At 46.0% G+C, this 22,847-nt stretch carries 30 protein-coding genes and 1 pseudogene; 6 read left to right on the top strand and 25 right to left on the bottom strand.

What is annotated here, in order from left to right:
* Positions 1-194: 194 nt before the first annotated feature.
* Positions 195-479 (bottom strand): YuiB family protein, encoded by a 285-nt coding sequence (locus tag ABRS97_RS16295; protein ID WP_367815587.1) that lies wholly within the window; start codon positions 477-479, stop codon positions 195-197.
* A gap of 208 nt (positions 480-687) precedes the next feature.
* Here ABRS97_RS16295 and hemQ point away from each other — a divergent pair, with 208 nt between their 5' ends.
* Positions 688-1,434, top strand: a complete 747-nt coding sequence (hemQ, locus tag ABRS97_RS16290) for a hydrogen peroxide-dependent heme synthase (RefSeq protein ID WP_367815585.1) — start codon at positions 688-690, stop codon at positions 1,432-1,434.
* A 64-nt stretch (positions 1,435-1,498) separates the two neighbouring features.
* Here hemQ and ABRS97_RS16285 read toward each other — a convergent pair whose 3' ends face one another.
* Positions 1,499-1,780 carry a hypothetical protein gene (locus tag ABRS97_RS16285; RefSeq protein ID WP_367815583.1) on the bottom strand — a complete coding sequence of 94 codons (282 nt, stop codon included), beginning with the start codon at positions 1,778-1,780 and terminating at the stop codon, positions 1,499-1,501.
* Positions 1,781-1,807: 27 nt separating this feature from the next.
* Positions 1,808-2,998 carry an NAD(P)/FAD-dependent oxidoreductase gene (locus ABRS97_RS16280; RefSeq protein ID WP_367815581.1) on the bottom strand — a complete coding sequence of 397 codons (1,191 nt, stop codon included), beginning with the start codon at positions 2,996-2,998 and terminating at the stop codon, positions 1,808-1,810.
* A gap of 412 nt (positions 2,999-3,410) precedes the next feature.
* Here ABRS97_RS16280 and ABRS97_RS16275 point away from each other — a divergent pair, with 412 nt between their 5' ends.
* Entirely contained in the window at positions 3,411-4,412 is a 1,002-nt protein-coding gene (locus ABRS97_RS16275; protein ID WP_367815579.1) for an NAD(P)/FAD-dependent oxidoreductase, read from the top strand.
* A gap of 327 nt (positions 4,413-4,739) precedes the next feature.
* Here ABRS97_RS16275 and sda read toward each other — a convergent pair whose 3' ends face one another.
* Entirely contained in the window at positions 4,740-4,895 is a 156-nt protein-coding gene (sda, locus tag ABRS97_RS16270; protein WP_367815577.1) for a sporulation histidine kinase inhibitor Sda, read from the bottom strand.
* A 339-nt stretch (positions 4,896-5,234) separates the two neighbouring features.
* Here sda and ABRS97_RS16265 point away from each other — a divergent pair, with 339 nt between their 5' ends.
* Positions 5,235-5,396, top strand: coding sequence for a mechanosensitive ion channel protein MscL (locus ABRS97_RS16265; RefSeq protein ID WP_367815575.1), 162 nt, complete (start codon positions 5,235-5,237; stop codon positions 5,394-5,396).
* Positions 5,397-5,439: 43 nt separating this feature from the next.
* Here the strand turns inward: ABRS97_RS16265 and ABRS97_RS16260 are convergent, their stop codons facing one another.
* The 19 genes and pseudogenes from ABRS97_RS16260 to ABRS97_RS16170 all read right to left on the bottom strand — a co-directional run bounded on the left by ABRS97_RS16260 (position 5,440) and on the right by ABRS97_RS16170 (position 17,829).
* The gene (locus ABRS97_RS16260; protein ID WP_367815573.1) at positions 5,440-6,117 is read right to left on the bottom strand and encodes a glycoside hydrolase family 73 protein; all 678 of its coding nucleotides are present in this window, start codon (positions 6,115-6,117) and stop codon (positions 5,440-5,442) included.
* A gap of 142 nt (positions 6,118-6,259) precedes the next feature.
* Positions 6,260-6,358: pseudogene (locus ABRS97_RS16255) on the bottom strand (iron-sulfur cluster assembly accessory protein); the annotation flags it as partial.
* 739 nt (positions 6,359-7,097) lie between these two features.
* A complete protein-coding gene (locus ABRS97_RS16250; RefSeq protein WP_367815571.1) occupies positions 7,098-7,493 on the bottom strand; it encodes a phBC6A51 family helix-turn-helix protein in 396 nt (131 codons plus the stop codon).
* A gap of 2 nt (positions 7,494-7,495) precedes the next feature.
* Positions 7,496-7,963: an HK97 gp10 family phage protein gene (locus tag ABRS97_RS16245; protein WP_367815570.1), complete on the bottom strand. Its 468-nt coding sequence runs from the start codon at positions 7,961-7,963 to the stop codon at positions 7,496-7,498.
* On the bottom strand, positions 7,964-8,272 hold the full coding sequence (locus ABRS97_RS16240; protein WP_367859120.1) for a DUF2577 family protein: 309 nt from the start codon (positions 8,270-8,272) through the stop codon (positions 7,964-7,966).
* Positions 8,273-8,318: 46 nt separating this feature from the next.
* Positions 8,319-10,043 (bottom strand): tape measure protein, encoded by a 1,725-nt coding sequence (locus ABRS97_RS16235; protein ID WP_367815567.1) that lies wholly within the window; start codon positions 10,041-10,043, stop codon positions 8,319-8,321.
* Positions 10,003-10,416, bottom strand: a complete 414-nt coding sequence (locus ABRS97_RS16230) for a hypothetical protein (protein WP_367815565.1) — start codon at positions 10,414-10,416, stop codon at positions 10,003-10,005. The genes ABRS97_RS16235 and ABRS97_RS16230 overlap by 41 nt, the downstream gene beginning before the upstream one ends.
* Positions 10,417-10,483: 67 nt before the next feature.
* A complete protein-coding gene (locus tag ABRS97_RS16225; RefSeq protein WP_367815563.1) occupies positions 10,484-11,005 on the bottom strand; it encodes a hypothetical protein in 522 nt (173 codons plus the stop codon).
* 27 nt (positions 11,006-11,032) lie between these two features.
* The gene (locus ABRS97_RS16220; RefSeq protein ID WP_367815561.1) at positions 11,033-11,899 is read right to left on the bottom strand and encodes a hypothetical protein; all 867 of its coding nucleotides are present in this window, start codon (positions 11,897-11,899) and stop codon (positions 11,033-11,035) included.
* A gap of 97 nt (positions 11,900-11,996) precedes the next feature.
* Positions 11,997-12,257 (bottom strand): hypothetical protein, encoded by a 261-nt coding sequence (locus ABRS97_RS16215; protein WP_367815559.1) that lies wholly within the window; start codon positions 12,255-12,257, stop codon positions 11,997-11,999.
* On the bottom strand, positions 12,254-12,475 hold the full coding sequence (locus ABRS97_RS16210; protein ID WP_367815557.1) for a hypothetical protein: 222 nt from the start codon (positions 12,473-12,475) through the stop codon (positions 12,254-12,256). Before ABRS97_RS16210 ends, ABRS97_RS16215 begins: the two co-directional genes overlap by 4 nt.
* A 60-nt stretch (positions 12,476-12,535) precedes the next feature.
* Positions 12,536-12,829 (bottom strand): hypothetical protein, encoded by a 294-nt coding sequence (locus ABRS97_RS16205; RefSeq protein WP_367815555.1) that lies wholly within the window; start codon positions 12,827-12,829, stop codon positions 12,536-12,538.
* Between the two features lie 56 nt (positions 12,830-12,885).
* On the bottom strand, positions 12,886-13,113 hold the full coding sequence (locus tag ABRS97_RS16200; RefSeq protein ID WP_367815553.1) for a helix-turn-helix domain-containing protein: 228 nt from the start codon (positions 13,111-13,113) through the stop codon (positions 12,886-12,888).
* Positions 13,114-13,197: 84 nt separating this feature from the next.
* Entirely contained in the window at positions 13,198-13,686 is a 489-nt protein-coding gene (locus ABRS97_RS16195; RefSeq protein WP_367815552.1) for a hypothetical protein, read from the bottom strand.
* Positions 13,687-13,817: 131 nt separating this feature from the next.
* Entirely contained in the window at positions 13,818-15,215 is a 1,398-nt protein-coding gene (locus tag ABRS97_RS16190; protein WP_367815550.1) for a TOTE conflict system archaeo-eukaryotic primase domain-containing protein, read from the bottom strand.
* Positions 15,216-15,429: 214 nt separating this feature from the next.
* Positions 15,430-15,897, bottom strand: a complete 468-nt coding sequence (locus tag ABRS97_RS16185) for a hypothetical protein (RefSeq protein WP_367815549.1) — start codon at positions 15,895-15,897, stop codon at positions 15,430-15,432.
* Between the two features lie 1,199 nt (positions 15,898-17,096).
* A complete protein-coding gene (locus ABRS97_RS16180; protein ID WP_367815547.1) occupies positions 17,097-17,468 on the bottom strand; it encodes a hypothetical protein in 372 nt (123 codons plus the stop codon).
* Positions 17,469-17,479: 11 nt separating this feature from the next.
* Positions 17,480-17,602, bottom strand: coding sequence for a hypothetical protein (locus ABRS97_RS16175; RefSeq protein WP_367815546.1), 123 nt, complete (start codon positions 17,600-17,602; stop codon positions 17,480-17,482).
* Positions 17,599-17,829 carry a hypothetical protein gene (locus ABRS97_RS16170; protein ID WP_367815544.1) on the bottom strand — a complete coding sequence of 77 codons (231 nt, stop codon included), beginning with the start codon at positions 17,827-17,829 and terminating at the stop codon, positions 17,599-17,601. The genes ABRS97_RS16175 and ABRS97_RS16170 overlap by 4 nt, the downstream gene beginning before the upstream one ends.
* A gap of 124 nt (positions 17,830-17,953) precedes the next feature.
* Here ABRS97_RS16170 and ABRS97_RS16165 point away from each other — a divergent pair, with 124 nt between their 5' ends.
* The 3 genes from ABRS97_RS16165 to ABRS97_RS16155 all read left to right on the top strand — a co-directional run bounded on the left by ABRS97_RS16165 (position 17,954) and on the right by ABRS97_RS16155 (position 20,032).
* On the top strand, positions 17,954-18,187 hold the full coding sequence (locus ABRS97_RS16165; protein ID WP_367815542.1) for a helix-turn-helix domain-containing protein: 234 nt from the start codon (positions 17,954-17,956) through the stop codon (positions 18,185-18,187).
* A gap of 23 nt (positions 18,188-18,210) precedes the next feature.
* Entirely contained in the window at positions 18,211-19,707 is a 1,497-nt protein-coding gene (locus ABRS97_RS16160) for a P-loop ATPase, Sll1717 family (protein WP_367815540.1), read from the top strand.
* Between the two features lie 130 nt (positions 19,708-19,837).
* A complete protein-coding gene (locus ABRS97_RS16155) occupies positions 19,838-20,032 on the top strand; it encodes a hypothetical protein (RefSeq protein WP_367815538.1) in 195 nt (64 codons plus the stop codon).
* 148 nt (positions 20,033-20,180) lie between these two features.
* Here ABRS97_RS16155 and ABRS97_RS16150 read toward each other — a convergent pair whose 3' ends face one another.
* Positions 20,181-21,245, bottom strand: a complete 1,065-nt coding sequence (locus ABRS97_RS16150; RefSeq protein WP_367815536.1) for a tyrosine-type recombinase/integrase — start codon at positions 21,243-21,245, stop codon at positions 20,181-20,183.
* A gap of 356 nt (positions 21,246-21,601) precedes the next feature.
* Complete coding sequence (locus ABRS97_RS16145; RefSeq protein WP_367815535.1) at positions 21,602-22,639, bottom strand: tyrosine-type recombinase/integrase; 1,038 nt, start codon at positions 22,637-22,639, stop codon at positions 21,602-21,604.
* Between the last annotated feature and the right edge of the window lie 208 nt (positions 22,640-22,847).

Below are 22,847 nucleotides of genomic sequence, written 5' to 3'. Positions count from 1 at the left end.
GCACCATCCTGCCTTAATCCGAGTCAAGCCTAGCTTGTACAGCTTCTCTCTATCAGTCTACCACAAAAATCGACATGCTTGGAACGGAACAGACAAAAGATAATTTTTCCTGAACAACACCAACCCAATATTTAGATGCAAATGCAAAAAAACGCCAACCCTAGGGTAAGCGTATCACTGAAAAATCTGTAAATTCAGAACATTTTGAAGCCTTTAATTCGCAACGTTTTAATGGCTGATCCGCTCAAAATGGCGCCAATTAGTCCACCAACAGCGGGAACAAAGTCTACGAAGGTGAAACTTGTATCAGTGGACAAAAACGATGCCGTCCCCATGGATCCATAAATGATGACACCAATAATCAAAACGATATACGCGTAGAGCGGAAACCACGTTGTTTTCATTAACATATTCAGAATAAAGCCCAGCCCAAAAAATAAAACCAGCATCAAGACTGTGGCAATGATCATTTGAAACAAAACATTCTCCCCCTTTAATTATGCAACTTCCTTCTCAATTGTAATCGACCCATTCGCACAGGTAAAGTGTACACAAATTGAACATTTTTTCACGTCACGCTTTGTCCATTTGCCCTTTTTCTATGAATTGGATACAATGTAGGAAAAATCTCAAGCCTATGTGCTTACGACGTAAGCTTCCAGATGGAAGCTCCAAGGAGGACTTTACATGAGCGAAGCCGTACAAACACTGGAGGGCTGGTATGCGCTTCATGACTTCCGTCTAATCGATTGGAACGCATGGAACGCAGCAACCCCACAGGAACGCAAACACGCAGCTGACGAGCTGAATACATTCCTGACTGAATGGCAGCAAGTCGAAAATGATAAGCTTGGCAGCACAGCCGTTTATAGCATTGTAGGCCAAAAAGCCGACTTTGTATTCATGCAATTGCGCGAAACGCTGGAAGAGCTGAACGATTTGGAAAATGCCTTTAATAAATCGAGCTTTGCCGCCTTTACAATTCCGGTTTATTCCTATGTTTCGATCGTAGAACTAAGCAGCTATTTGGCCAAGCCAGGGGTTGATCCAGCCGATGATCCTGAGCTCCAAGCCCGCTTGAAGCCTACCTTGCCGAAAGCGAAGCACATCTGCTTCTATCCGATGAACAAACGCCGTGATGGCAACGACAACTGGTATATGCTCCCTGCGGATGATCGCAAAACAATGATGAGAAGCCACGGGATGATCGGCCGTACCTATGCCGGAAAAGTCAAACAAATCATCACAGGCTCCGTTGGTTTGGATGACTGGGAATGGGGCGTTACTTTGTTCGCTGAAGATGCGCTTCAATTCAAAAAACTCGTTTATGAAATGCGCTTCGATGAAGTAAGCGCGCGCTTTGGCGAGTTCGGCGACTTCTACGTCGGCAACCTGCTGACACCAGACAAATTTGCCAAATTGATTCAAATTTAATCGTCCTCACGAAAAAAGGAAGCCGGCTATCAAGAGCCCGCTTCCTTTTGCTATTTGCACCGACTTACTCCTCATCCTCGTCGTCGCGAAGTGCAGCTTCAAGTTCAGCTTCCATCTGTTTCTTACGAGCCAGATATTCTTCGGTATCACGATCGCGCTGACGGCTTTTATCTTTCAACCGTTCGATCGCCGGCAAGATGAGAATATCGATTTCCTTTTGTACGACTGCTACATAATCGTAACGTTTCTCGGTCTCTAGGTAATGACCTACGTCGATCAGCGCATTGTAGCGGTCCAGTTCATCCCGGGTAAGAAGTCCTCTTACTTGGACACTGCAATGCCGCATGGCGATCCCCCCGATTAACAATAATGACTAGAAACGCCCTTTGCGAATCACGAGCGGAATGCCGCCAATGATATACAAGTATCTCATATCGACCACTTTTTTCATCATAGCCGCTACATTCCCTTTAAGCTTGCGGGAACCAACGATACCGATCGCTTGTCCTTTACCTAAAGAAGCAACCGTCCCTTTGTTGGAGAACTTGAAACCTTTCATTTGCGAACCGCGAATGGAAGCGATCAGGTTGTGAGCGACAGCTTCCCCTTGCTGCATCGCGATTTGCGCTGTAGGAGGAAACGGTCTGCCTTCGTCGTTCATCACAATAGAGCAATCGCCTACTACATAGACATTATCGAACTGCGGAGCACGCAAAAATTCATCGACTTTGATTCTGCCGCGCATCGTTTCGAAGCCCGCATCGTCAAGCATGTGGTTTCCGCGGATACCGCCTGTCCAAACCACCGTTGCAGCTTTGATGAATTCATCGCCTGCGATAAGAACACCCTCAGGTGTGCACTCTTTAATCGCTGTACCGATTTTGAAAGTTACACCTTTATCCGTAAGAACTTTCATAGCATACTCGACAAGCTCAGGATCGAATCCAGGCAGTGCCGTAGGTGCCGCTTCAATATTATATATTTTCACAAGGGAAGGATCCACGTCGAATTCTTTGCAAAGCTCAGGAACACGGTCAGCCAATTCACCGATAAACTCGATTCCGGTAAACCCTGCACCGCCAATAACGAAAGTCAGATAGTCCTTGCGGTCTGGCTCACGTTTATATTTAGCGAATTGATATTCAATATGCTCACGGATGAAACGAACGCTGTTGATACTGCGAATGTTGAGCGCATTTTCTTTCAAACCCGGGATTCCGAACGTTTCCGATTCTCCGCCCAAGCCGATTACCAGATAATCATAGGATAGCGTACCGTCTTCCAAGATGACTTTCTTCTCGTGCGGACGAATTTGCGTAACGGTTGATTTCACGAAATCTACTTTGAATTCATCAATAAGTTTTAAAATGTTCACGCGTGCATTTTCAGGATTATCCGTTCCTGCCGCAGGCATATGAAGATGTGTTGTAATGTAGTGATAATCATGTTTATTAACGAGAGTTACGTCAGCTTCGTTGTAGTTGAGTTCTTTCTGTAGACGGATTGCCGAAAGGATCCCGCCATAACCGGCACCTAAGATGACGATTCTTGGTATTCTACTCATATTTCTCTCACTTCCATATCCGATTTTATTGTTCTATGGCTCTCTATATTGTGAAATATTACACAAACAGCTTCAAAGTAGCATACTGATTCTATTTTGCACTTACACGCAGCGATTTATAATGAAACAGCATGAGATTTATCACACAACATGCATAAACCGATACTCATGATATAATATAATGTTCATAAGTAAATATCAAGTGCTATTTTGGCTTAAAATGGGGCATTAAGGCGAATTTTGCCTGTCCTCACAAAGTAAGATGAACGTATCCTATTCATAAGCGATTTAAATAAAGAAATCATGCTTTTTGTCTCCTTCAATAGAAGAACAGATTATAATAAGTAAATAATTATATATGTGTGTACCTGTGGAAAATCATCAAAGGAATTGAACTGGAGGAGAGGCTGGGATGAGCGAGAGAGAAACCAATCAAGAAGTTGTTGATATTATTGTAATTGGCGGTGGTCCTGCTGGGATGTTTGCATCCTTCTATGCCGGAATGCGCCAAGCTTCCGTTAAGGTCATTGAAAGCATGCCGCAACTGGGTGGACAATTAGCGGCCTTATATCCTGAGAAGTATATTTATGACGTGGCGGGCTTCCCGAAAGTAACAGCCCAAGACTTAGTTAATAATTTGCTCGCTCAAATGAAACACTTCCCTATCGACGTTCGTCTCGAAGAGAAAGTTCACCAAGTGAATAAAAAAGAGGAGCGTCTCTTCGAAGTCACTACAGATAAAGCCGTGCATTACAGCCATGCGGTTATCATTACTGGAGGTGTAGGGGCATTCGAACCACGTCGTCTGGAATTACCGGAAGCTGCTCAATTTGAAAAAAGGAACCTTCATTATTTTGTAAGCGACTTGAATGCTTTCGCAGGTCAAAAAGTGTTAATCAGCGGCGGAGGCGATTCCGCAGTCGATTGGGCGCTCATGCTCGAACCGATCGCTGAAAAAGTGACACTGATTCACCGTCGTGACAAGTTCCGCGCGCACGAGCATAGCGTTGAGAACTTGATGAATTCCAAAGTAAACATTGTGATGCCGACAGAGATTACGAAACTGCATGGTAGCGATCGCATCGAACAAGTCACTTTGAAAGATATCAAATCCGGTGAAGAGACGCTTCGTGATGTGGATGCTGTCATTGTAAACTTCGGTTTCGTATCTTCGCTCGGACCGATTTCCGAATGGGGATTAACTATTGAGAATGGCTCCATTGTCGTTGATTCCAGAATGGAAACGAACGTTCCAGGTATTTTCGCTGCCGGAGACATTACAACATATCCGGGCAAATTGAAGTTGATCGCCGTTGGTTTCGGTGAAGCGCCGACTGCCATTAACAACGCGAAAGTATATATTGACCCATCTGCGAAATTATCGCCTGGCCACAGCAGCAACTTGAAATTTTAATGATCGTATGAAATAAAACGGGGTATTCTATTCCTAATCTACGGATTAGGAGGAATACCCCTTTGTCATATATATGTTCAGTTTGCAATGGCATGTTTGTTGTCCAGGCAGCATGTCCGGTTTGTGCTCATCAAGCTACGGATTGCGGCAGATTCGATGATTACCTCGGTCCTTATTCCCCTTACCGTGATATAGATCAAATCTCGATGGGAGAAATTCAGCATGAGCAGAAGCCATGCCTCCATCTCTTTACCTGCACCGCTTGCTCGCACAACTTCACCGTTCAAATCGATCAACGATAAGATGAACTAGAGGAACCTAGTCCGTTTAGTTAAGAGGGACTTCATCTTTCACATACACATTTAATTTCAAATTACGTCTCTTTATCTCTGCGAGCAACAGGTCGACAAAATCTGACTCTAATCTCAAATCTAGCGCTTTGTAATAAGAGTCAATCAATGTTTCATCACTAATAAGTCTCACCTGAAATCACCTTTATCCTAGAATTTGTAATTATATTATCATGCGGCAAAATTTAGAACAAGCGTTCCGTTATCCACAGAACATTGTGCATATCTTGTGGGTAAAATGTTAATATGTGGAACAATCCGTCTATTTATATAGGGGATAATGTGTATAAAGTTATACACATGGTAAATTAAACGTTTACTGATAAAAAAAAATGATCGTATTTTCAAAAACTTTAACATTCTGTTAACAATACCTTCAGCTTGTTCACAAAATTGATAAATAAATTTAATCGTCATTTAATATTCTCAGCATACAATATATCTATAGCCGAATAATAAAGGAGTGTGTAACATGATCGTCTATGACATCGTAGTCAATGGAGAAATTAAAGAAACTATTAAGCCTCGTAAAAATCGCTTGAAAGAAATTTATGCTTATATGCTGGAACAAAGCAAGCTCATGAAAGCCAAGTACGGTGAAAATGTCAAAATAAAAGGCCGCATGGTGTATTAAGGGAGTTCCCCAACACCTGTGGCCTTTTTTTCTGGAACTTCACTTAGACAACTCCTTTGCGATGAAGCACCGTGAGCAGCCTGTAGAAATCATAACTCCCTCCAAGTGGCGTATCAATTAGTCCAGCGGCGACAGCCGCGTCAACAGCAGCTTGCGCCCATGTCGGGATAACATCAAGTGACGACTGACCCTCTAAGGCAGCGACTTGTTTTTGCAAAATCTCTATTTGTTTCTGCATCTCCTCCAGCATATGCATAACCTCCTCGTCATATTGTTTTAATCGGGATGTCTGAATCAATTGATTTAGCTTTATAGAATAATCAGGATCCGTTGCGTACCCACTACTCTGCAGCGCATTCGTTTGTTCTTCCGCACTAGCCGCTTGTCTCACTCTCGCATAACGAGAAAATTGAAATAACAAATCTTGATCGCGAAAGCCATCTTCTATCGTTCGATAAGCACGGAAATCACCAGCCACATCGTCATAACGAGTTCCATTGATAACTTCCCAGGTTGTCGTCGATACATGCTCTCCATGCCAGTAGGGAGTAAGCTGCCCGCTTCCCACTTTATAGCCCACCAAATTGTTCCACGCGTTCACTTTCGCCCCTGTCTCGAGCATGGCTTGAGCAATACGCACAGACGGATAAATCGGAGAACCTTCCAGACGCAGCTTAACTGCAATTGGCGCAAGTAATTGTATGAATTCCTGTCTCGTCATGTACTCACCCTCCCTTCCACTTCCTAGTTCTATCTTATTCTCTGAAAAAATAAAAGAGTATGTTTTCCTTCCGTTTACAAAAAAAAAGATTCCCAGCGATGTAAGGTTATACACCAGAGGGAATCTGCTTTACAAATATAAATTAATCTTCGCAAGGTTGAGCCAAGCCTTCTTCTTCCTTGTGCTTGAACGACTGACCGCAACCGCAGGATGCTACAGCGTTCGGATTATTGATGGAAAATTTGTCGTTCGGCTAGCGATAGGCTAAAACCGCGGTAGGCCAGCGTTTGTAACTTACGAACGGGATTGCGGATTGTATCAATATACTGCGGACTGCGACTAGCCCTGACGGTTATTTACGTTAATTCTATTGTACCCAAACGGACGGATTTACGCAATAACCCCCGACAATATTTTTGATACGCTGATTTTCTCCGCACCTAAAAACGGGTCAAAAAAGGGCCCACTTGGGGGGCTACGCTTTACCGCGTTAAAGATTCATAGAATATACATTGCGCAGGATTGCGGATATGTGATTAATAATCCCGCTAAAAACCGCTCGCACCCCGCCACTACGCCATTCCCGCCGTCCCCACGCGAATCAACGTTTATACACGCGTATGCACTCACGTGAAAACCCCGTCGTTACGCGATTCCTTATATAACGCCAAGCGAGCGGTATGCAGCGTTTATGCACGCCGGATTACGGGTTGATGTTCGCTTTAAGAACGGAAGTAATCGGCAGCGCGAACCGTTGATACATATAGATTAACGCCAATCGAGCCACTTCCGACCCCCGAAATTTTCGGAGGGGTCACGTAAAAAGGGGTCGTACCCCCGTTTTTCGGAATAGTCACAACGATTCACATATGCAAATGTAAACGTCTGTTAACGAAAAAAGCCCGCCATAGCAGGCGTATTCTCGCGATTATACGAGATATACGTAGCTATAGCGGGCATTGTGCGTTATGTTACCGAGTTTACATCGCGGGCGTTTCTTTCGCTATACGCGCTTTAAACTGTTCGAGCTTGGCGCGTAGTGCCTCCGTATCTACTTCGGATTCTCTCTGCTGTTTTTGCTCGATCAGCACTTTATCCGTAATGATCTCGTTAGCCTGTAGTATCAGCTTAGCGGCCGCCGCGGACTTTAACGTAATCGCCGAATCCGCCATTGCTTCTAATACTTCCGGTAAGCGACTCATTGTATTACGTACGATCTCGCGTTTCAATTCGTGTTGGAATTCGTCATCTCTGCGCCAAGACCACAGACATTGCCGCGTGACTCCGCAAAGCTCTGCGATCTCTTCTAGCGTTTTTCCTCCGTGTTTAATTTGCGATAGCCACTCAATGGCTACGTATTGCTCCGGTTTTAACAAACTTACCACCCCTTCCGCTTTAGCTCGTCTTTGATTTCGTTCTCGATATCGTGCAACCATTGGTCGCTTTTATAGACCGCTGGCGTTTCAATAAATTCCGGAATCGTACCGGACGTTGACGGATGCTTAAAGCTGCGGCCGTGTTTCTGCGGGTAAACTTCGTGCAAGTAGTACGCGTAATCGAATCGTCGGCCGCGCTTATCGGTTTCGACCACGGCCGCGCTTATTTCGCCGGTAACATCGAGGCCGTCGCCTTCAACTTTCGTATGGATACTGGCACGGAGCGCGCCGGAAGGCCGCTTATCTTTCGGTCCCTTACGCACGTAGAGCGGAGCAAGGTTAACAGCATCGCGTTGCCATTCCTCAAGAGCTTTATGCATGCCGCGCTTGGCTCCGTCGGCAATTGTGTCGCCTGCGTCATCGAGCGCGTGAAGGAACGCGGAAATATCGAGTTCGAAACTTTTCGCCATTTATATGCCTCCTTCCGGTCTATAAACTTTAAACCTATCAAGAATCGCGTATGCTTGCCCATCGTTCATACTTGAAACGATTACGCGATCCCCGACTTTCAAACTGTCCATATACGTAATTGTCTCATCTGTTCCGTCCGCGCGCTTAATGACGCCAATATGATCCGTAAGACACTCGGAAACAACAAGATCATCCGCATCACATTCGATTTTCATATTGTCGATTTTGATACGTAGATTAGGCGGAGCTGCCGTTACAGTTGCGAATTCAAGCGCGTCGAAGTCGTTATAACCAAGATACTTGATCACGGATGCTAGTCTTCCAATTCCGGAACCTTCGGTAAAAATCTCTGGCCTAGCCATTAAGAAGCACCGTCCTATAAGAGCGTAATCGTTCCGATAACTTGTCGGCTATTGCCTCGATATCAGAATCGTTTCGAATATGGATATGTTCGGCGATTTTCGCGATGTAGACGCTGTTGTTGCCACCGCGACCGGCACGCGTTTGATCCGCTTCGGCCTTCGTCTGCACACGTTCGTCTTTATGCAGCCGTGCGATAAATCCGTTATTAGGAACGCGGTCCAATCCGCCCGCATACGATCCGTCAGGTTTATCCGGCTTACCCCAAAGATATTTCTTTTCGCCAAATACTGTCTCGGAATCCATGATTTCGCCGGTCGTGAACAGCTTCTTGTAGCCTTCCCATGATTTCATCATATTGCCGGAAAAGAGTACGGATGCTCCACTTGCTGCCTTAATCTGCCACGGTCCCGGCGTAGCGGCTCCAGCGGCCATTCCGGATAGAATCGGATGATTTTTTACAGAATCTTTTAGGCCGCTTAACATTCCCGCACCAATCGATCCGCCGATTTTTAATGCGGCATCCGTAATCGGACCGGAGGCTGAACCGAGACTGGCCGCGAGTGTAGAAGTGATCTTAGCTGATATCTCCGTTAGTTTCGCACTGCCTGACTCCGCCATGTATTTATCAAACGCGGACTCAACGTCTTTGAAAACGAAATCAACCTGGCTCCCGAACGTAGTAAGCTTCTGGAACTCCGGGTTATCGATGTAACGCGATTTAACGAAGCGCGCTGCATCCTCGAATTTCTGTGCGATTGCGTCGGTTGCGCTCTCGGCCACGCGCTCAATATTCGCTCCCCACCGTGCTATAGTAGCGTCGTTTTTATCGACCCATTCGACGATCTTCTTCAAACGCGGTTGGATTGCCGCCCCGATACCGTCACCGAATTTGACGAGTAGCTTATTATCGAATGTGTCCGAAAGTTGATCGCGCAAACCTTTCGTTGTCCCTGCCATCTTGCTCATCATGCCGCCGAACTGCTCGTTCATGCCGTCAATTAACGCTGAAATAGCTTTATCGGCCGGGATCAGGCCTTTTTCCGATAATTTCATTACTTCCGCCGTCGAAACGTTCATCCGTTTAGCTAGGATATCCCAACCGTTGACCCCGGCTTCCGTTAACTGTAACATTTCATCCGATGAAACTTTCGCTTTCGCCTTCATCTGACCGAGCGCGCGAGAAATCCGGTCAACTCCGTCGCCGCCGAGTCCAAGGCCGGCCGATGCGTCACCGATTGCGTTAAGCATAGGCAGTACCTTTTTAACGTCGAATCCGAACGCGAGCAGCTTTTTCGAAGAATCACGCACATTATCGAGTCCGAACGGAGTCGCTCCAGCGAAGTCCGTCATATCCGCGATAAACTGCCGGGCCTTTCCCGCGTCCTTTAACATCGTTTCGAATGCGATAGATGCCGTAGCCGCATCGGATGACAGCGTCATAGATTTGTCCAGCCCGGACTTCGCCATATCTAACGCCTTAAAAGCGGTGATCGCTGCGCCCGCCCCGGCCGCCACCTTGCCAAACGACGTCCCCGCGCTACTGCCCGCTGATCTGAGCGCGTTAGCTAATCCGGATGCTCCGTGAGCCGCACGCGAAATGAGCGAATCCGTCGTACTAACGCTACTATTTAACTCGCTCATACTCCGCGTCGCCTTTCGCAATGGTCCGGTAAAATTATCCGTTAACTTTAGTTTCGCAACCAGGTCGAAGCTCATACGTTAACTCTCCTCTCTCCTCGGCCGCACTTAACCTTTCGGCGGCTTCGCGGAATTTTCCGACCGCTTTAACGAGCAGCGCCATTTGCTTACGTGCTGCTCGCGATTCAATCCACGCCGTGCGATATGTTCGGTCTGTTTCCGCTAGCTCTCGTAAAACTACTTGAGCGCGGAAGCCATACGTATTCAATTCCGGATTTCCAATCGATCGAAACTGCGTAGCAATACGCAAGAACTTGCGATGCTCCGCCGGATAATCCGTCTCAAAACGGTACTCGCCGGGTCTTCGACTATCGATTATTTGCGCAAGAACTCGGGTGATTTCCGCCATCCGGTCGAGTTTTGCGCACGTTTCAGCGTTTAATTGCGTCATCCTTTACCTCACCTTTCGTGTAAATTAAAAAAGGCCAGCGCGATTAAGCGCCAGCCTTCGTTATGCTCTATGATTTCGGTTTAAACGCGTCCGCATTGAGGATCGCGTCTTTAAGTTTGCAGTACTTCGCGGCTATCTTTACGCCATTCGGGTCATCGACCGGTCTTTCCACAAGTGCCCGGTTAAACAGTTTACCGAGAGCTTCGAGATTGATCGGCATGCCCGTGATATCAACCGTCGCAGGGTCAACGTCCTGACCTCGAAAATATACGTTATCGTCGCCAGAAATAGTAAGGCCAGATTCGCTCATGTTCATTATTAGGACGGATTGATTAACGTTCGGAATCGTTTTTTGCATTTCGATTCGCCAGCTAGCCGCGAAAGGTGATCCGCTCATAGCGTCTCTAACGTTGAGAATGACGCCGCCGGAAATACGCTCTCCGTCGCATACCCACGATGAACCATTACTTGAGTTTACCGTAATCGCTCCTTTATCGACGAACACCCTCGCGTATGGATACCCCGTCGCGTCCGCCGTGCCGTTACCGGTGCCTGATACCGTTTTTCTATCGATTTTTGGAATTGCCATGTTAAATCCCCCTTTAGAGTATTAAAATCAATCGAATGGACTTGGCGGAATAATGTTCATACCGCTTGATCTCCCACTATTTCTTGCTGAGTATGACGTTTGCGTTGTCTGCGGTCTATGCGCAGGAACTCGCGCCATAGGATCCTCAAAGATAAACGCGGTTTCCTCGGGCTTAACCGGTGCGTCATCGTCCGGATTCAACGCGAAATAATCGTCAGGACTATTCACGTATGATGAAACACGCGGTCCGAAATGTTCCCTAATTGACAATTCCGTTTGCAACCCAATAACGCGAGAATTTAGAAGGAAGTCACTTGTTTCTAGTAACACGACGGCCTCCTGCGCTTCTTCCGGTAATGTCGACGTTTTCACCGTCTCGAACAAGCCGAGAAGTTGGTTCCGGTAAGTAGCCGCCTCCGATCCTGCCGCTTGAAGAATCGGCGTAATCAGTTCCGGGAAGATATCACGAACCTTTACGGCTAATGCCGGCTCGTCGATCGATTGAATGAACGTGGCCAGCTTGTCACGGGCGGTCTTAGGATTGGCGAGGAGCAATTCCGTACGTAACTCGACTAGGCGCTTATCAAATCTACCTTGTTTTTCCGCATCAACCTTCGGTACCTTGGCATAGATCAAACGCTCGGTCATCTGCTTAGCTTTTGTTAGCGCTTCGGTATATTCACGTTTCTGTTCCCGCAGCGATAGCATTAGCTCGCGTTTCTTAACGCCAGCGAAATATTCTGAAACTTTAGCGGCCTCGTCCGGCTTGTATTTGCGGAAAATCTGCCCCTTTCTCGTGACATAATCCTGTTGAAATCGTAAATAAACACCCGCGGATTTATGTGCTACTTCTTGCGCTCTTCCAATTAAATCTCTAATTTCTTGAACTGACATTTATTTTTCCCCCTATGGTTTTTATTAGCGAGTCTCCCACAAGTCGACCGCGTATTCTTTTCCGTCATCTTTTGCCTGCGCTTTGAATGACAGGCGTTCACCAAACGTTAAACTGTCGCCAAGCCCGGCCCGCCGTACTATCCGATACGTGGACGAAATAGTCCCGGCCGCTGTCGGAACGAATGAAACCGTAGCCGCCGACCCGCCGCGTAACCTTACCGGTCAATCTCTTTTCGTGGAGCGGTTGCGATCGTGGGGCTTCATCGCGTTTCCTAACGTAGCCTTCGAACGGTACGATCCAGTCGAGTTCGTCCGCGGTCCCTTCGCCGCCTTTCCATGTGTTTATACGTTCTCTCATCGTATATCCTCCATTTTTACTGGTTTTATTTTCGCTTCCCCAACCATGACCGGAAGCAAAATCGCCATCGCATACGCATCGGCAACGTCACCTATCCGATAAAACTCGATCCGACCGTCCGAAAGCTGCACGCGGGCGACCTTTACTTTGCTTCCGCTGTAAAAACGACCGCCACTGCATATCATCGCGCGGACTATTTCCGGCTTGCGTCTAGGCATTCGCCCGACCTCCGCTCATTTTCTTCGTTTGACCACAACGCGCCTCATCGTCTCTCGCGCTCATGGGTTGGAGTCGCCGTTCACTTTATCCATCTCACGACCAAACGCTTCGAGCGCTTTCGTATCTGTTGAGTAAACTACGATCCCATTTCCGCCGAGCTTTTCGACCCATTCATCAGCGTCCATATATCCGTTTACTATTGCGTCAAGTGACGTCGCCTCTTCGCTTACAGGGCGCCGCCCAATGCGGAATTCAAGGTCACTATTCGGCGGATAGATTCGGACCATGTGGCGTCCGTCTTCGATCGAGTGGCGTACCTTTACGAATCGATCTTCTGTTTTTTGCGTTCCCATTACGCGTACCTCCGTTTATGGCAAAATAAAAACGCCTCAGTCTCGCGACGTCTGCGTTATCTGTTACTTGCTAATCGGTTTACGCGAACAAGCTCTGTTATCTCATCGTCGGTAAGCGGAAGGGCTTTTCTAATCCTAGTCTCCGTATGTGGCAATAAAGCGCGCTCCTCGCGTTCAATTGAGCCAAGCAGCGAACACGTAATTCCGGACGCGCGTGCCAGTCTGTTTTGTGTCCATCCGATCGCTTTGCGGCAAATGACGATGACTCCCGGTGTTAACTTCATATCGATTCCTCCTTCGTGTATTGTGGTAGTGCTTTTTTCGTACAATTTGATTATAAAAATTATCAGGGAATAACTCCCCTTCACCTATACTCTGTTGTCGCCACTTAAATTGCCTCGTTTACGGTTGCCCGCCCCGTATGTCATGTTCTTTTCCTGAATCGCGTCCATCAGCTCGGTGTCGTGGGACACTTCATATTTCCACGTTTGCTTTAACATTTCGTACTCACTAAGCCAGAAAGGATATTCGAGCCACCATACATAATAAACATCGCGCTTCGTCTTACGCTTTACCTTCGGCGGCTCACCAGTGAGTAACGCCTTGTCCGCCCGTTGCTGCCGTCGTTGCAGCGTTTTCAGCGCCGTTTTGCATTCTCCGCAGCATGTTTGCCGAAGGTTCCGCTTACTCTCGTCACGAAAGAGGTACCCGCAGTAATCGCACCTCTTGATTCGCGCGTCATTTATACGATATGCCCTCGACAATGCAATCGCTGCTTGTTCACGGGTCATGCCTGCTGTAAGGCTGCGGGCGTACTCGACTGCACCGGTGCCAGGCTCAATATCCGAAATGGCCATTTTTAAGTCCCCCGTTTGTCTAATTATTTGACTTATGAGCGTCGATGCGGTACATTTTTAACAAATGATACATTGGGATTATTATGTACGTTTTGGGGTATAAATAGGTTTATTTCATCTATTAAGACGTACTAGGATACCGTCAATACCGCCTCACTCTGTCTCCGTGGTAATAGTGCCCGTATCTCTCTATCGGTATAAAAATACCGCAAACAGTCCCCAAGACCGGCGGCATCGGTCGCCTCGTAACTCCGCTCATCTAAACTCTCCCTGACATCTAATGTCATCCGGTAAAAATTCGGTTTTTTCTTGAACGTCCCCTTTTGCTTCTGATTCCGCCGTACTATTTCGATAACGCCTAGCTTTTCGAGGTTATTTATCTGCCGTCCGACCGTATTATCGTCAACCCCCGTCGCCTCTTCGATCTGAACATAAGACATGTAGAACACTCCGTTCCCCCACCGTTTCGAATGAACGAGCATCGCGTACACAATCGCCTTTTGGTTCTTTTGCGGACACTGCCGGATTATGGCGTCGATCTCAGGAAAAGTAACCGTTAGATCGCAAGGCTCGGCGATAAGTGTTTTATTATGGTCGTAAATGTAATCGACGCATTCCCGCAGGTCTTTAATGCAACCGGGCCAATCCGTGTTATAAAGCCGCTTATCCTGCCACGTGAACCATTCCGCAATAGCCGCCAGTGCTTCCGACCGCTCGACCCCGTTGTGATTCATTAACCGCGCGAGGAGTAGAAAGGATTTATGGCGTTGGCCCGGCGCCGTCAAACCTTCGTTATAGCGTGCGGCCGCGTGCGATAACATGTAACTTTCGGATTGATCGTAAGCCTTGAACGGTTTATACCGGCTTATCGCGTTCTCCATATCGGCAGCGGCTCGGCTATCGTACGCGCGTTCTTCTGAAATTAGCGCGAGTACTGCGGCATGGTCCGTCTTCTTTACGCTGAGAAAATACGCGATCGATTCGGCGCGATCCATGACGCGCAGACCGTCTTCAACGCTACAGAAGCCGCAAAAGTTGCCCGTTTTCTGCTGGATGCCGAGTGGTAACTTGACGCCCCTTGTCGCGTACGGAACGAATTCAGTCTTGCCGGAACCGACGCTGATTATTTCCGCGCGTTGAACGATAAAATCGAAGAACTGGCGGGATGCATCGACGCTGATCGCCTTATCGTAGAATAGCTCGACGTGATAACCCTTCGTGCCGCTAAATGATATCGCATAATTATGAAGGCCGAGTTCGTCGAGAGTGTGCGCCAGTTTATACGCGACCCACTTCGCCGTGTCCGGATCATCCGGGTAATCTACGTCAAAGCAGATAAATTTCGTGAGGTACGCGCCGGAAAACGTGCCGATTGGTAGCTTACCGTCGAGATGGTTCTGAACATGAAACTTACGCAAGGGCTTACTGCGATCGTTCCGCGTTATGAAGCTTCCGTCTTTCATTTGAATAAGATAATGCGTATTTTGGATCAAATAAAACTCGAACAATTTGTCTATCAGTTTCTGCATTGTTTAACCCGCACCCCTCCGCTATTTGAGTTGATACAGAGCCTCCGATAGTTCTAGCGTTTGCTCATAGAGCCAGAACATCCGGTGAGTCTTCGGATGGACCGCGACTGTTATGTATCGGATACCTTTATCGCGGAGTTTTCGGCTTAAGACAACGTCATAACAGAAGAAGTACGTTTTCAATCGTATGGTGCCTCCTTCCTTAAACTTAGTTCTATACTTCCATACTCACCCTATCTAACCAAGAATGAAAAACTTCGATTAATCTATCGTTAGCGGACTGACATGCCCTAGCTGCTGTTATTAAACTATCTACCGCCGACACCGTACATCCTTCTCCATAATCTCTTTGAGCAAGAAACGCGAATGTATAGCAGACTTTCATTTCTCGGGAGATGCGTCTGTAAATGGTTTTATACCCACGAGGAGCAGCCAGCATATTGTAAGACTTTGTTGCTTGCTCCATTTCTGAAAGTTCATAACTCAGTAGCTTAGCGAGGCCGTCAAAACTTATCGATCCCTCTCGAAGTAGGTCGAATGCGCTAAAGTACCTTTTGAATGCCCTGTTATATTTTTTCACAATTGTGCATAAAGTTACCGCAAATCGGGCCACTTCTGTTTTGAAGCCGAAAGCCTCCATTTCCATTTCAAGCAAGACCGATGTTCCTTGTAAGTTACTCATTCAAATCGCTCCCTTAGATTAGTTTTAGTACGCTCGCTATCTCGCGCCGCACTTACGCGTTGTTCCTTATACTAGACTATATCCGCGTTTTTCAATTTCGCACACTTTATCGCGAGATTTTATTTCCGTGAACCTATGCTACGTTAATGTACGGTCGGATGAGTTTCGCACATTTTTAGCGGTAACTTTTTGCGTCCACATTACATTAATCTACGGTTACTTTGACTTTCGCACACTTTTCGAGGGCTATTCCACAGTTACCGCGAAAATTTACGCCATACTATATTACACGTACGTCGAAGTCACTTCGCACACACCTCCTATAGGTAATAACGATTAAATTTCAATTCCGCACAGTAAGCGACCTACAATATTACACAAGGCTAAACATGATTTCGCACACTTTCCGCGGAAATTGCTTTCACTATTAGATACTACACGGCTCTTATTTCCGCACACATATAATACCTAGGCTGCGTAATCAATTTTGGTACATCCGCACTCCCTTCTTCTTAAATACACACTTGCTCATCGTCTTTTTGGTACATTGAGAAAAAATAAAAAAATTACTAATAAATGAAACGTATGTTCGGTTATTTGCGTATTAGATGACATAAAGAAAAACGGGCGAGGTCGTCACCCCACCCGTTCAGCTATCCGGTTGCCTATTACCGGACATTTATCGGAAACTCAACGCGTGCCTAACGAGCGTTGCAGCGCTCCACGTTGAAGGAATTAGCGTAAGGAAGTCCCGCAATTGGCGTTACGGGACAAACGTCCGCGGAACATTGGCGTGAACCGCGGAGTAATCCGGCGTGGCGATTCCGTATAGTTGGCGCTACACAGGCACCGGAGATGCAACAACGTCGTTACAAAAAGCACGGAGTTGGCGTTCGAGCAATTTGGCGCTTGCTCCTCCGTCTAGACAATTACCAGTTAACAATCGTTGCCGCGATTACTATTACTTAAAGTAATGGTATTCCAATCGTCATCACGTAACTTGACACGCGCTACGTTAACAACTTCGTCTTCCGGTGCGAGAATTAGGGCAACGTTATCTGTTAATAGGTACGCGATCCAATCAAATATTAGCGTCTCGTCCGCAACGTGGTCGCGATGCATCATCCATACCGTGATCTTGCGAATAACTATCACCCCCTTTCCGGCCTATTCCGGGAAAAAGAAAGACGATCGCTTCCCTAGCGTCGTCCGTATTCGTGAAACGGTGATTCTGGCGGGCTTTCATCGTCCGGCTCGTTTATGAGCATAAATCCGTTACTGCCGGCTTTATCACGATCGTATTCGGTGAAAAGCGCGTACGCAGATATACGTAACATCCGTTCGTATAGATCACGCATAACGTCCAGATCGCAATCGCGACTAACTTTGCCGAGGAATATCGGCTCACTATCTTGCGCGTATAAATCGGGGTAAACCGAGGGAACCACCGCTAGCAGAAACATCTCTCCGTTGATAGCAGTCATCACGTGACGGCCGTCATCGAGCAAATATGCGTCGCGGTACGGTTCCTGAGAACGGACGAAATTCATACGTAGTTTAATCGGTTTCATGGCGGCCCTCCTCAAGTTAATAGTTGGCGGATGACTTCTGCGATCGTAAACGCCAGCAGCTTCGCAAGAGTTTTTCCAGATATGCGACGGCGGCGGCTAGTTGGCGGAGGATAGAACGTTGTTCCGTAGGTCATGCGGTTGCAACCTCCTCTACCGCGACTGGTACGATGAAACTTAGAGCTGCCGCAATAAATGGCGTAACCTCAACCGCGCCGAGAACAGCGTCACGGCCAACGTTTGTGATGGCGCAAAAGAATCCGCGTTGAACAGCGATTGTTTGGCGGTCGGTTCCGGTGAATAGTGTCGCGTGGATGGTACCGGATGATAAGTGCAGGGTATAGCGAATGTGTACGTTTGGCATGGCGTGGGGCCTCCTATTAATAACGTTTTGAGTTATTATCTTTATTTGATATTAACCCAAAACGTTAATAACGTCAAGCGTTTCTAATGTGGTAAAATGGAAATTAATAGGAGCGTGGTTTTCATTGATTCGTTTTAAGCTTTCGGAGATGTTAGAAAAACGTGGCATGACCATGTATCAAATTAGCAAGCAGACCGGCATTCGACCGAACACCTTGAGTCAATGGGTTAACAATGAAAAATTACGTGAGGAAGACAAGCATGTTAAAGCCGTTAGTATCGAGGTCCTCAATCAACTGTGTGAAGCACTTGACTGCGTACCAGGCGATCTACTTCAATATTTACCGGATAATACCTAATGACATGTCAGGAGAGGGACTTGATGAGTAAACGGGAAATAATAAATAACCTTACCTTTGGGGAGCGTGTAGCAGAAGATGAGCTTTCTGAGCTTAGTTCATATTTTGTTGAGACAGACCAGTGGAATCGAATTTTCTCAGGAAAAGTAGACGTTGTTTATGGACCTAAAGGGTCCGGTAAGAGCGCAATTTACTCCTTACTACTCAATAGGAAATCCGAGTTACTGGATAGACGAATTCTAATTATTCCAGCTGAGAATCCACGTGGTACAACTGCTTTTAGTGAATTGGTTTCTGACCCTCCTACTACGGAATTAGAGTTTTCAGGACTTTGGAAGCTTTATTTTCTATCCCTAATTGCTCAGCAATTGAAGGATGTAAAGGATAATAAACCCTTAGATAAACTTAGAAAGATTTTAGAAAAGTCCGGAGTACTTACAAATGAATCTGAAAATCGCAGATGGGCATTACGAAATGTATTTGACTATGTCCGTGCACTAACTAGACCAGAGTCTTTCGAAGGTGGATTGCAGTTAGACCCTTCCACTGGAATGCCTAGCGGATTTACTGGAAAGATAACACTTCGGGAACCAACGAAGAGTCTGCGCGATAAGGGATTCATTTCGGTCGATAGTTTATTTGATCAAGTAAATGATATTCTTATCGGCCAAAGCTTACATATTTGGTTGGTTATAGACCGCTTGGATGTTGCATTTGTAGAGTCACAAACTCTTGAAAAGAACGCTATCAGAGCACTGTTTAAAGTCTATTTAGACTTACTTAGTCATTTGAATATATCTATTAAAATCTTCATAAGAAACGATATCTGGAATCGAGTCTCCGAGACCGGGTTCAGAGAAGCAAGTCATATTACTCGTAGTGTAACCTTGACTTGGGATGACCAATCCTTGATGAATTTACTAATACGTCGAGTACTGAAAAATCCACAATTAGTAACCTACTACAAAGTACAACCCGAAGAAATCCTACGCAACAACAACGAGCAGCAAAATCTATTCTATAAAATTTTCCCAGACCAAGTAGAGAGCGGAGAAAAGAAACCAAAAACTTTTGATTGGATGCTTAGTAGAACTTATGACGGTCATAAGCAAAGCGCCCCAAGAGAATTGATTCACTTACTCTCATCTGCAAGAGAAGTTCAACTTAGATATCTTGAAAATGGCAATAAAGAACCAATTGGCGATGCTCTTTTTGAGCGCTCAGCAATTAAAGAAGCTTTGCCAGAAGTATCCAGAGTGAGACTAAAACAGACATTTTACGCTGAATACCCTAAATATCAACCATATTTAGAAAAACTTAGTGGGGAGAAAACCGAGCAAACTCAAAAGAATTTGTCATATATATGGGGAATTGATGAGCAGGATGCCCTTACAATTGCTCAAGAATTGGTTGAAATAGGTTTTTTTGAGTTTAGAGGCACGAAGCAATATCCGACGTTTTGGGTTCCATTTTTGTATCGAGATTCCCTCAGTTTGGTACAAGGTTCTGCTGATTTGTAAATATCAAATCCTATTGTTTGGTAAGTACTGCGCAATTGTCGAACGCATCTTAGGAGCAAAGAAGAAACCGCCGGTTTTTTAGGCACATGGTAATCTCGAAATTGCCTTATATTAAAGCTTGAGGATTGGCATGATGAACAAAACGTTATCCACCGATATCGATCTCTTCGCGGCCGCACTTTCGCAAACTTACGTAATCGTTAGTAAAAACGAGATGCTTGAGTATGCCGGGCTCCTACGCGAGTACAACGAGGACTCCGTGAAAATAAACGATACTTGGTTCTCGCGAAACTTATACGAATTCCACGTAATAACGCCAGCATAGCGGAATACCCTCCGTTGTCTGGCGTTTCTTTGTTATTCTTCCGTATAGATATCCTGCGTTATTTGAGCGATTTAAGACGGGAAATTAGCGTTGTTTCCTTACCGATAATCGGCTAGCTCGATATTGCGATAAATAAGGCTATTTGCCGTTAAAATTCCGCCTCGCGTAGTCGTTTTATCCGCCTTGAGCTACTTTTTCCGCCGATAACATTCTTTATTGGTGAAAATTTCGCGTGCTGTTCCTTAATTGAGTCCTCTGATAGGTGCGTATAACGCATAATCTGACGCAAGTCCGAGTGACCTAAAATCTCAGCCAGATATCGCGGATCTCCGCCATTCTCAATAAAGAGCGTGGCCGCGGAATGGCGGAATAAATGGGGATATACGTTAATTTCGACCTTGGCGGCAGTTGCGTGCTGCTTAATACGATCCCGCATGCGATTACGTGATATAGGCTCGCCAAAATTCGTAAGGAAGATTAATTCCGAGTCGAATCCGGCTTCCATGTTTTCTTTGATAAGCTCCATAATCAGACGTAAGGTACTCCGTTCAACAGGAACTGCAATTGAACGACGTGATTTCAGTCTTTCTGCCGAGATGCGTACTATACCGGTACCGAAATTTATGTCACTTCTTTTTATACTCAATGCTGTACTTATACGGAAAAATCCATCGATCAAAAGCGTCATGAAAACGTAATCACGGAATCCAGCATATGTACGTTTATTGGACTCCTTTAAAATCCTCCGCATTTGATCCGAATTCATTATGACGATTTTGTTTACTGGCTCACGAACTGGCTTAATTTTATCGAACGGGTTTGAAGCAATTATTTCTTCCACAAACAAGAAATTAAACATTGTCCGCAAGCCCTTCAATCGAGTATTAACGGTTACAGGCGAAAGACCCACCGTTTTATCGCGTTCAGCTTTATGTGCATGCCCTTCCCATTTTCTCTTGGATTTAAGCATCCAAGTTATGTAACCGCGCAGAACTTCCGTTGTTACGCTATTCAAGTAATGAATTTTGTTAATTAATGTTAAATACTCACATAAATACTCGTAACATTTTTGATAAGTCTCTAGAGTTCGCGGTGAAACTCCCTCCGCAATCTTGGCATTATAAAACGCTTCAAACAAAATAGAGAGGTGCGGATACTTTGATTGTTCTTTTCTTCCGTTGTGGTAACGTTTACCTATTCTTCTGTCAGCCACGATTTTAGACCCCCTAGAAATAATAAAACCGCCCTGCGCATAATTGCGTGGACGGTTCGTCAATATTCGTTGCTATTGCGTGTAATTGTGTTTACGTTACGTAGTTCTGATTTCGGCCTTAATCGTCGCTTCTTCATGCTGCCACCTCCTCTATACGTTATTTTAGCATAAATTCCCGTTGGTCAACGTTTCATATCGTTATTCGTTTTAACATGAGGCTACAGACTGTTAAACGCAAAAAAGGAGCGCCGCCCAACCGCTATTAAACGGTCAAACGACGCTCCTATTTCGTTATTCTTGCGGCAGTCCGGCCGCCCTACGCAGTTCTTGCGCGAGCCAATGCCGGAGAAATCCACTCAAATACGTTTCTTTACGAATTTACTCGCTGGAGAGTACTCGTCATGACTGCTCCGCATGTCCGACGTATCCATTTGAATGTAACGACGCATCGTACGAATATCAGACCACCCGCCCATTTTCTGTAGCGTAAACGGGTCGCACCCGTTGAGTATCATATTCTTTGCCCACGTGTGGCGGTAAACATGGGCCGTAATTTTTGCCGCGGTTACTCCAGCCTTTTGGCCGTAATATTTGAGCCGCTTATTAAATTGATTCGCGCCAAGGGGTTCCCCGAAACACGACATAAAAATACGATCTGTTGTAAAGTGCTGTCGATTCTCTTCTATTACGCTAAGTGTAAGCTTCGCTATTTGAGGAGAGAACGGTATAAGTCGCGGCTTACGATTCTTATTTCGATCGCCTGGCAGCGTTACGAATCGCGTTTGAAAATCGATGTCAGCTATCCTTAAACTCAATAACTCCGATATACGAAGACCGGTATCTAGCATCCACATAATCGCTACGTAATCGCGATACCCTACATAATCCCGCTGATTCGGCTGAGCTAGTATCGCTTTTACTTCTTCGTCCGTTAAACAATTCGTCAGGTCAATATCCTGTTTGAGCGTTTTAACATTATTAAGCGGACTAAATTCGATAAGCTCGTCCCGTTGCATCTGGTTAAATATTGCTTTCAACGTTCTAAGTCTGATGTTGACGGTCGTATCCGATAATCCAACGCGCTGATTCTCCGTCGGAATATTTATGTGACCGTCATACCTTACAGCATCGTACCGCATAAAGTTGACGTGATCGCGCACCATACTCGCAGTAACATCATTCACGTACGCCACTTCCGGATGCGCTCCGCGTAACCATTTGAGAAAATAACCGTAATGCTTCCCGTAATCAAGCAGCGTTCGATCGCGAACACCCTCCGCCCTCTTCGCACTCATTACGAGATCTAAAGCATGCTCGAAAGTTAACTGCGGATACTCCTGAACGTTTGAGCGCGCGCCGACCGGTACTCTACGTTCCTTCTTTTTTAACGTCAAAACAAAAACCTCCCGAAGAATATTCGCGTAGAATATCCGTCAGGAGGTCGTAGTCCGCAACCCACAAACGCCAGTTTTAGGGTTGTTATCGTACATAGTTCACGGTTGTTAATCCGCAGTTTTTCCGGTACAATCCGCAATCTACCGCTTCGGCTAACGTTCAGGCTCCGTTTAGGCAACGATTAGGTCACCGAACCGGGAAACGTTG

It is taken from the genome of Paenibacillus tabacirhizosphaerae, from assembly GCF_040812395.1.
Classification (GTDB): domain Bacteria; phylum Bacillota; class Bacilli; order Paenibacillales; family NBRC-103111; genus Paenibacillus_E.
This window is presented reverse-complemented; position numbering and strand designations above follow the sequence as displayed.

Coding starts and splice junctions, on each gene's coding strand:
- hemQ (WP_367815585.1), top strand. CDS start 688: ATGAGCGAAGCCGTACAAACACTGGAGGGCTGGTATGCGCTTCATGAC.
- ABRS97_RS16285 (WP_367815583.1), bottom strand. CDS start 1,780: ATGCGGCATTGCAGTGTCCAAGTAAGAGGACTTCTTACCCGGGATGAA.
- ABRS97_RS16280 (WP_367815581.1), bottom strand. CDS start 2,998: ATGAGTAGAATACCAAGAATCGTCATCTTAGGTGCCGGTTATGGCGGG.
- ABRS97_RS16275 (WP_367815579.1), top strand. CDS start 3,411: ATGAGCGAGAGAGAAACCAATCAAGAAGTTGTTGATATTATTGTAATT.
- ABRS97_RS16265 (WP_367815575.1), top strand. CDS start 5,235: ATGATCGTCTATGACATCGTAGTCAATGGAGAAATTAAAGAAACTATT.
- ABRS97_RS16260 (WP_367815573.1), bottom strand. CDS start 6,117: ATGACGAGACAGGAATTCATACAATTACTTGCGCCAATTGCAGTTAAG.
- ABRS97_RS16245 (WP_367815570.1), bottom strand. CDS start 7,963: ATGGCGAAAAGTTTCGAACTCGATATTTCCGCGTTCCTTCACGCGCTC.
- ABRS97_RS16235 (WP_367815567.1), bottom strand. CDS start 10,043: ATGAGCTTCGACCTGGTTGCGAAACTAAAGTTAACGGATAATTTTACC.
- ABRS97_RS16230 (WP_367815565.1), bottom strand. CDS start 10,416: ATGACGCAATTAAACGCTGAAACGTGCGCAAAACTCGACCGGATGGCG.
- ABRS97_RS16225 (WP_367815563.1), bottom strand. CDS start 11,005: ATGGCAATTCCAAAAATCGATAGAAAAACGGTATCAGGCACCGGTAAC.
- ABRS97_RS16220 (WP_367815561.1), bottom strand. CDS start 11,899: ATGTCAGTTCAAGAAATTAGAGATTTAATTGGAAGAGCGCAAGAAGTA.
- ABRS97_RS16215 (WP_367815559.1), bottom strand. CDS start 12,257: ATGAGAGAACGTATAAACACATGGAAAGGCGGCGAAGGGACCGCGGAC.
- ABRS97_RS16210 (WP_367815557.1), bottom strand. CDS start 12,475: ATGCCTAGACGCAAGCCGGAAATAGTCCGCGCGATGATATGCAGTGGC.
- ABRS97_RS16205 (WP_367815555.1), bottom strand. CDS start 12,829: ATGGGAACGCAAAAAACAGAAGATCGATTCGTAAAGGTACGCCACTCG.
- ABRS97_RS16200 (WP_367815553.1), bottom strand. CDS start 13,113: ATGAAGTTAACACCGGGAGTCATCGTCATTTGCCGCAAAGCGATCGGA.
- ABRS97_RS16195 (WP_367815552.1), bottom strand. CDS start 13,686: ATGGCCATTTCGGATATTGAGCCTGGCACCGGTGCAGTCGAGTACGCC.
- ABRS97_RS16190 (WP_367815550.1), bottom strand. CDS start 15,215: ATGCAGAAACTGATAGACAAATTGTTCGAGTTTTATTTGATCCAAAAT.
- ABRS97_RS16185 (WP_367815549.1), bottom strand. CDS start 15,897: ATGAGTAACTTACAAGGAACATCGGTCTTGCTTGAAATGGAAATGGAG.
- ABRS97_RS16180 (WP_367815547.1), bottom strand. CDS start 17,468: ATGAAACCGATTAAACTACGTATGAATTTCGTCCGTTCTCAGGAACCG.
- ABRS97_RS16175 (WP_367815546.1), bottom strand. CDS start 17,602: ATGACCTACGGAACAACGTTCTATCCTCCGCCAACTAGCCGCCGCCGT.
- ABRS97_RS16170 (WP_367815544.1), bottom strand. CDS start 17,829: ATGCCAAACGTACACATTCGCTATACCCTGCACTTATCATCCGGTACC.
- ABRS97_RS16160 (WP_367815540.1), top strand. CDS start 18,211: ATGAGTAAACGGGAAATAATAAATAACCTTACCTTTGGGGAGCGTGTA.
- ABRS97_RS16155 (WP_367815538.1), top strand. CDS start 19,838: ATGATGAACAAAACGTTATCCACCGATATCGATCTCTTCGCGGCCGCA.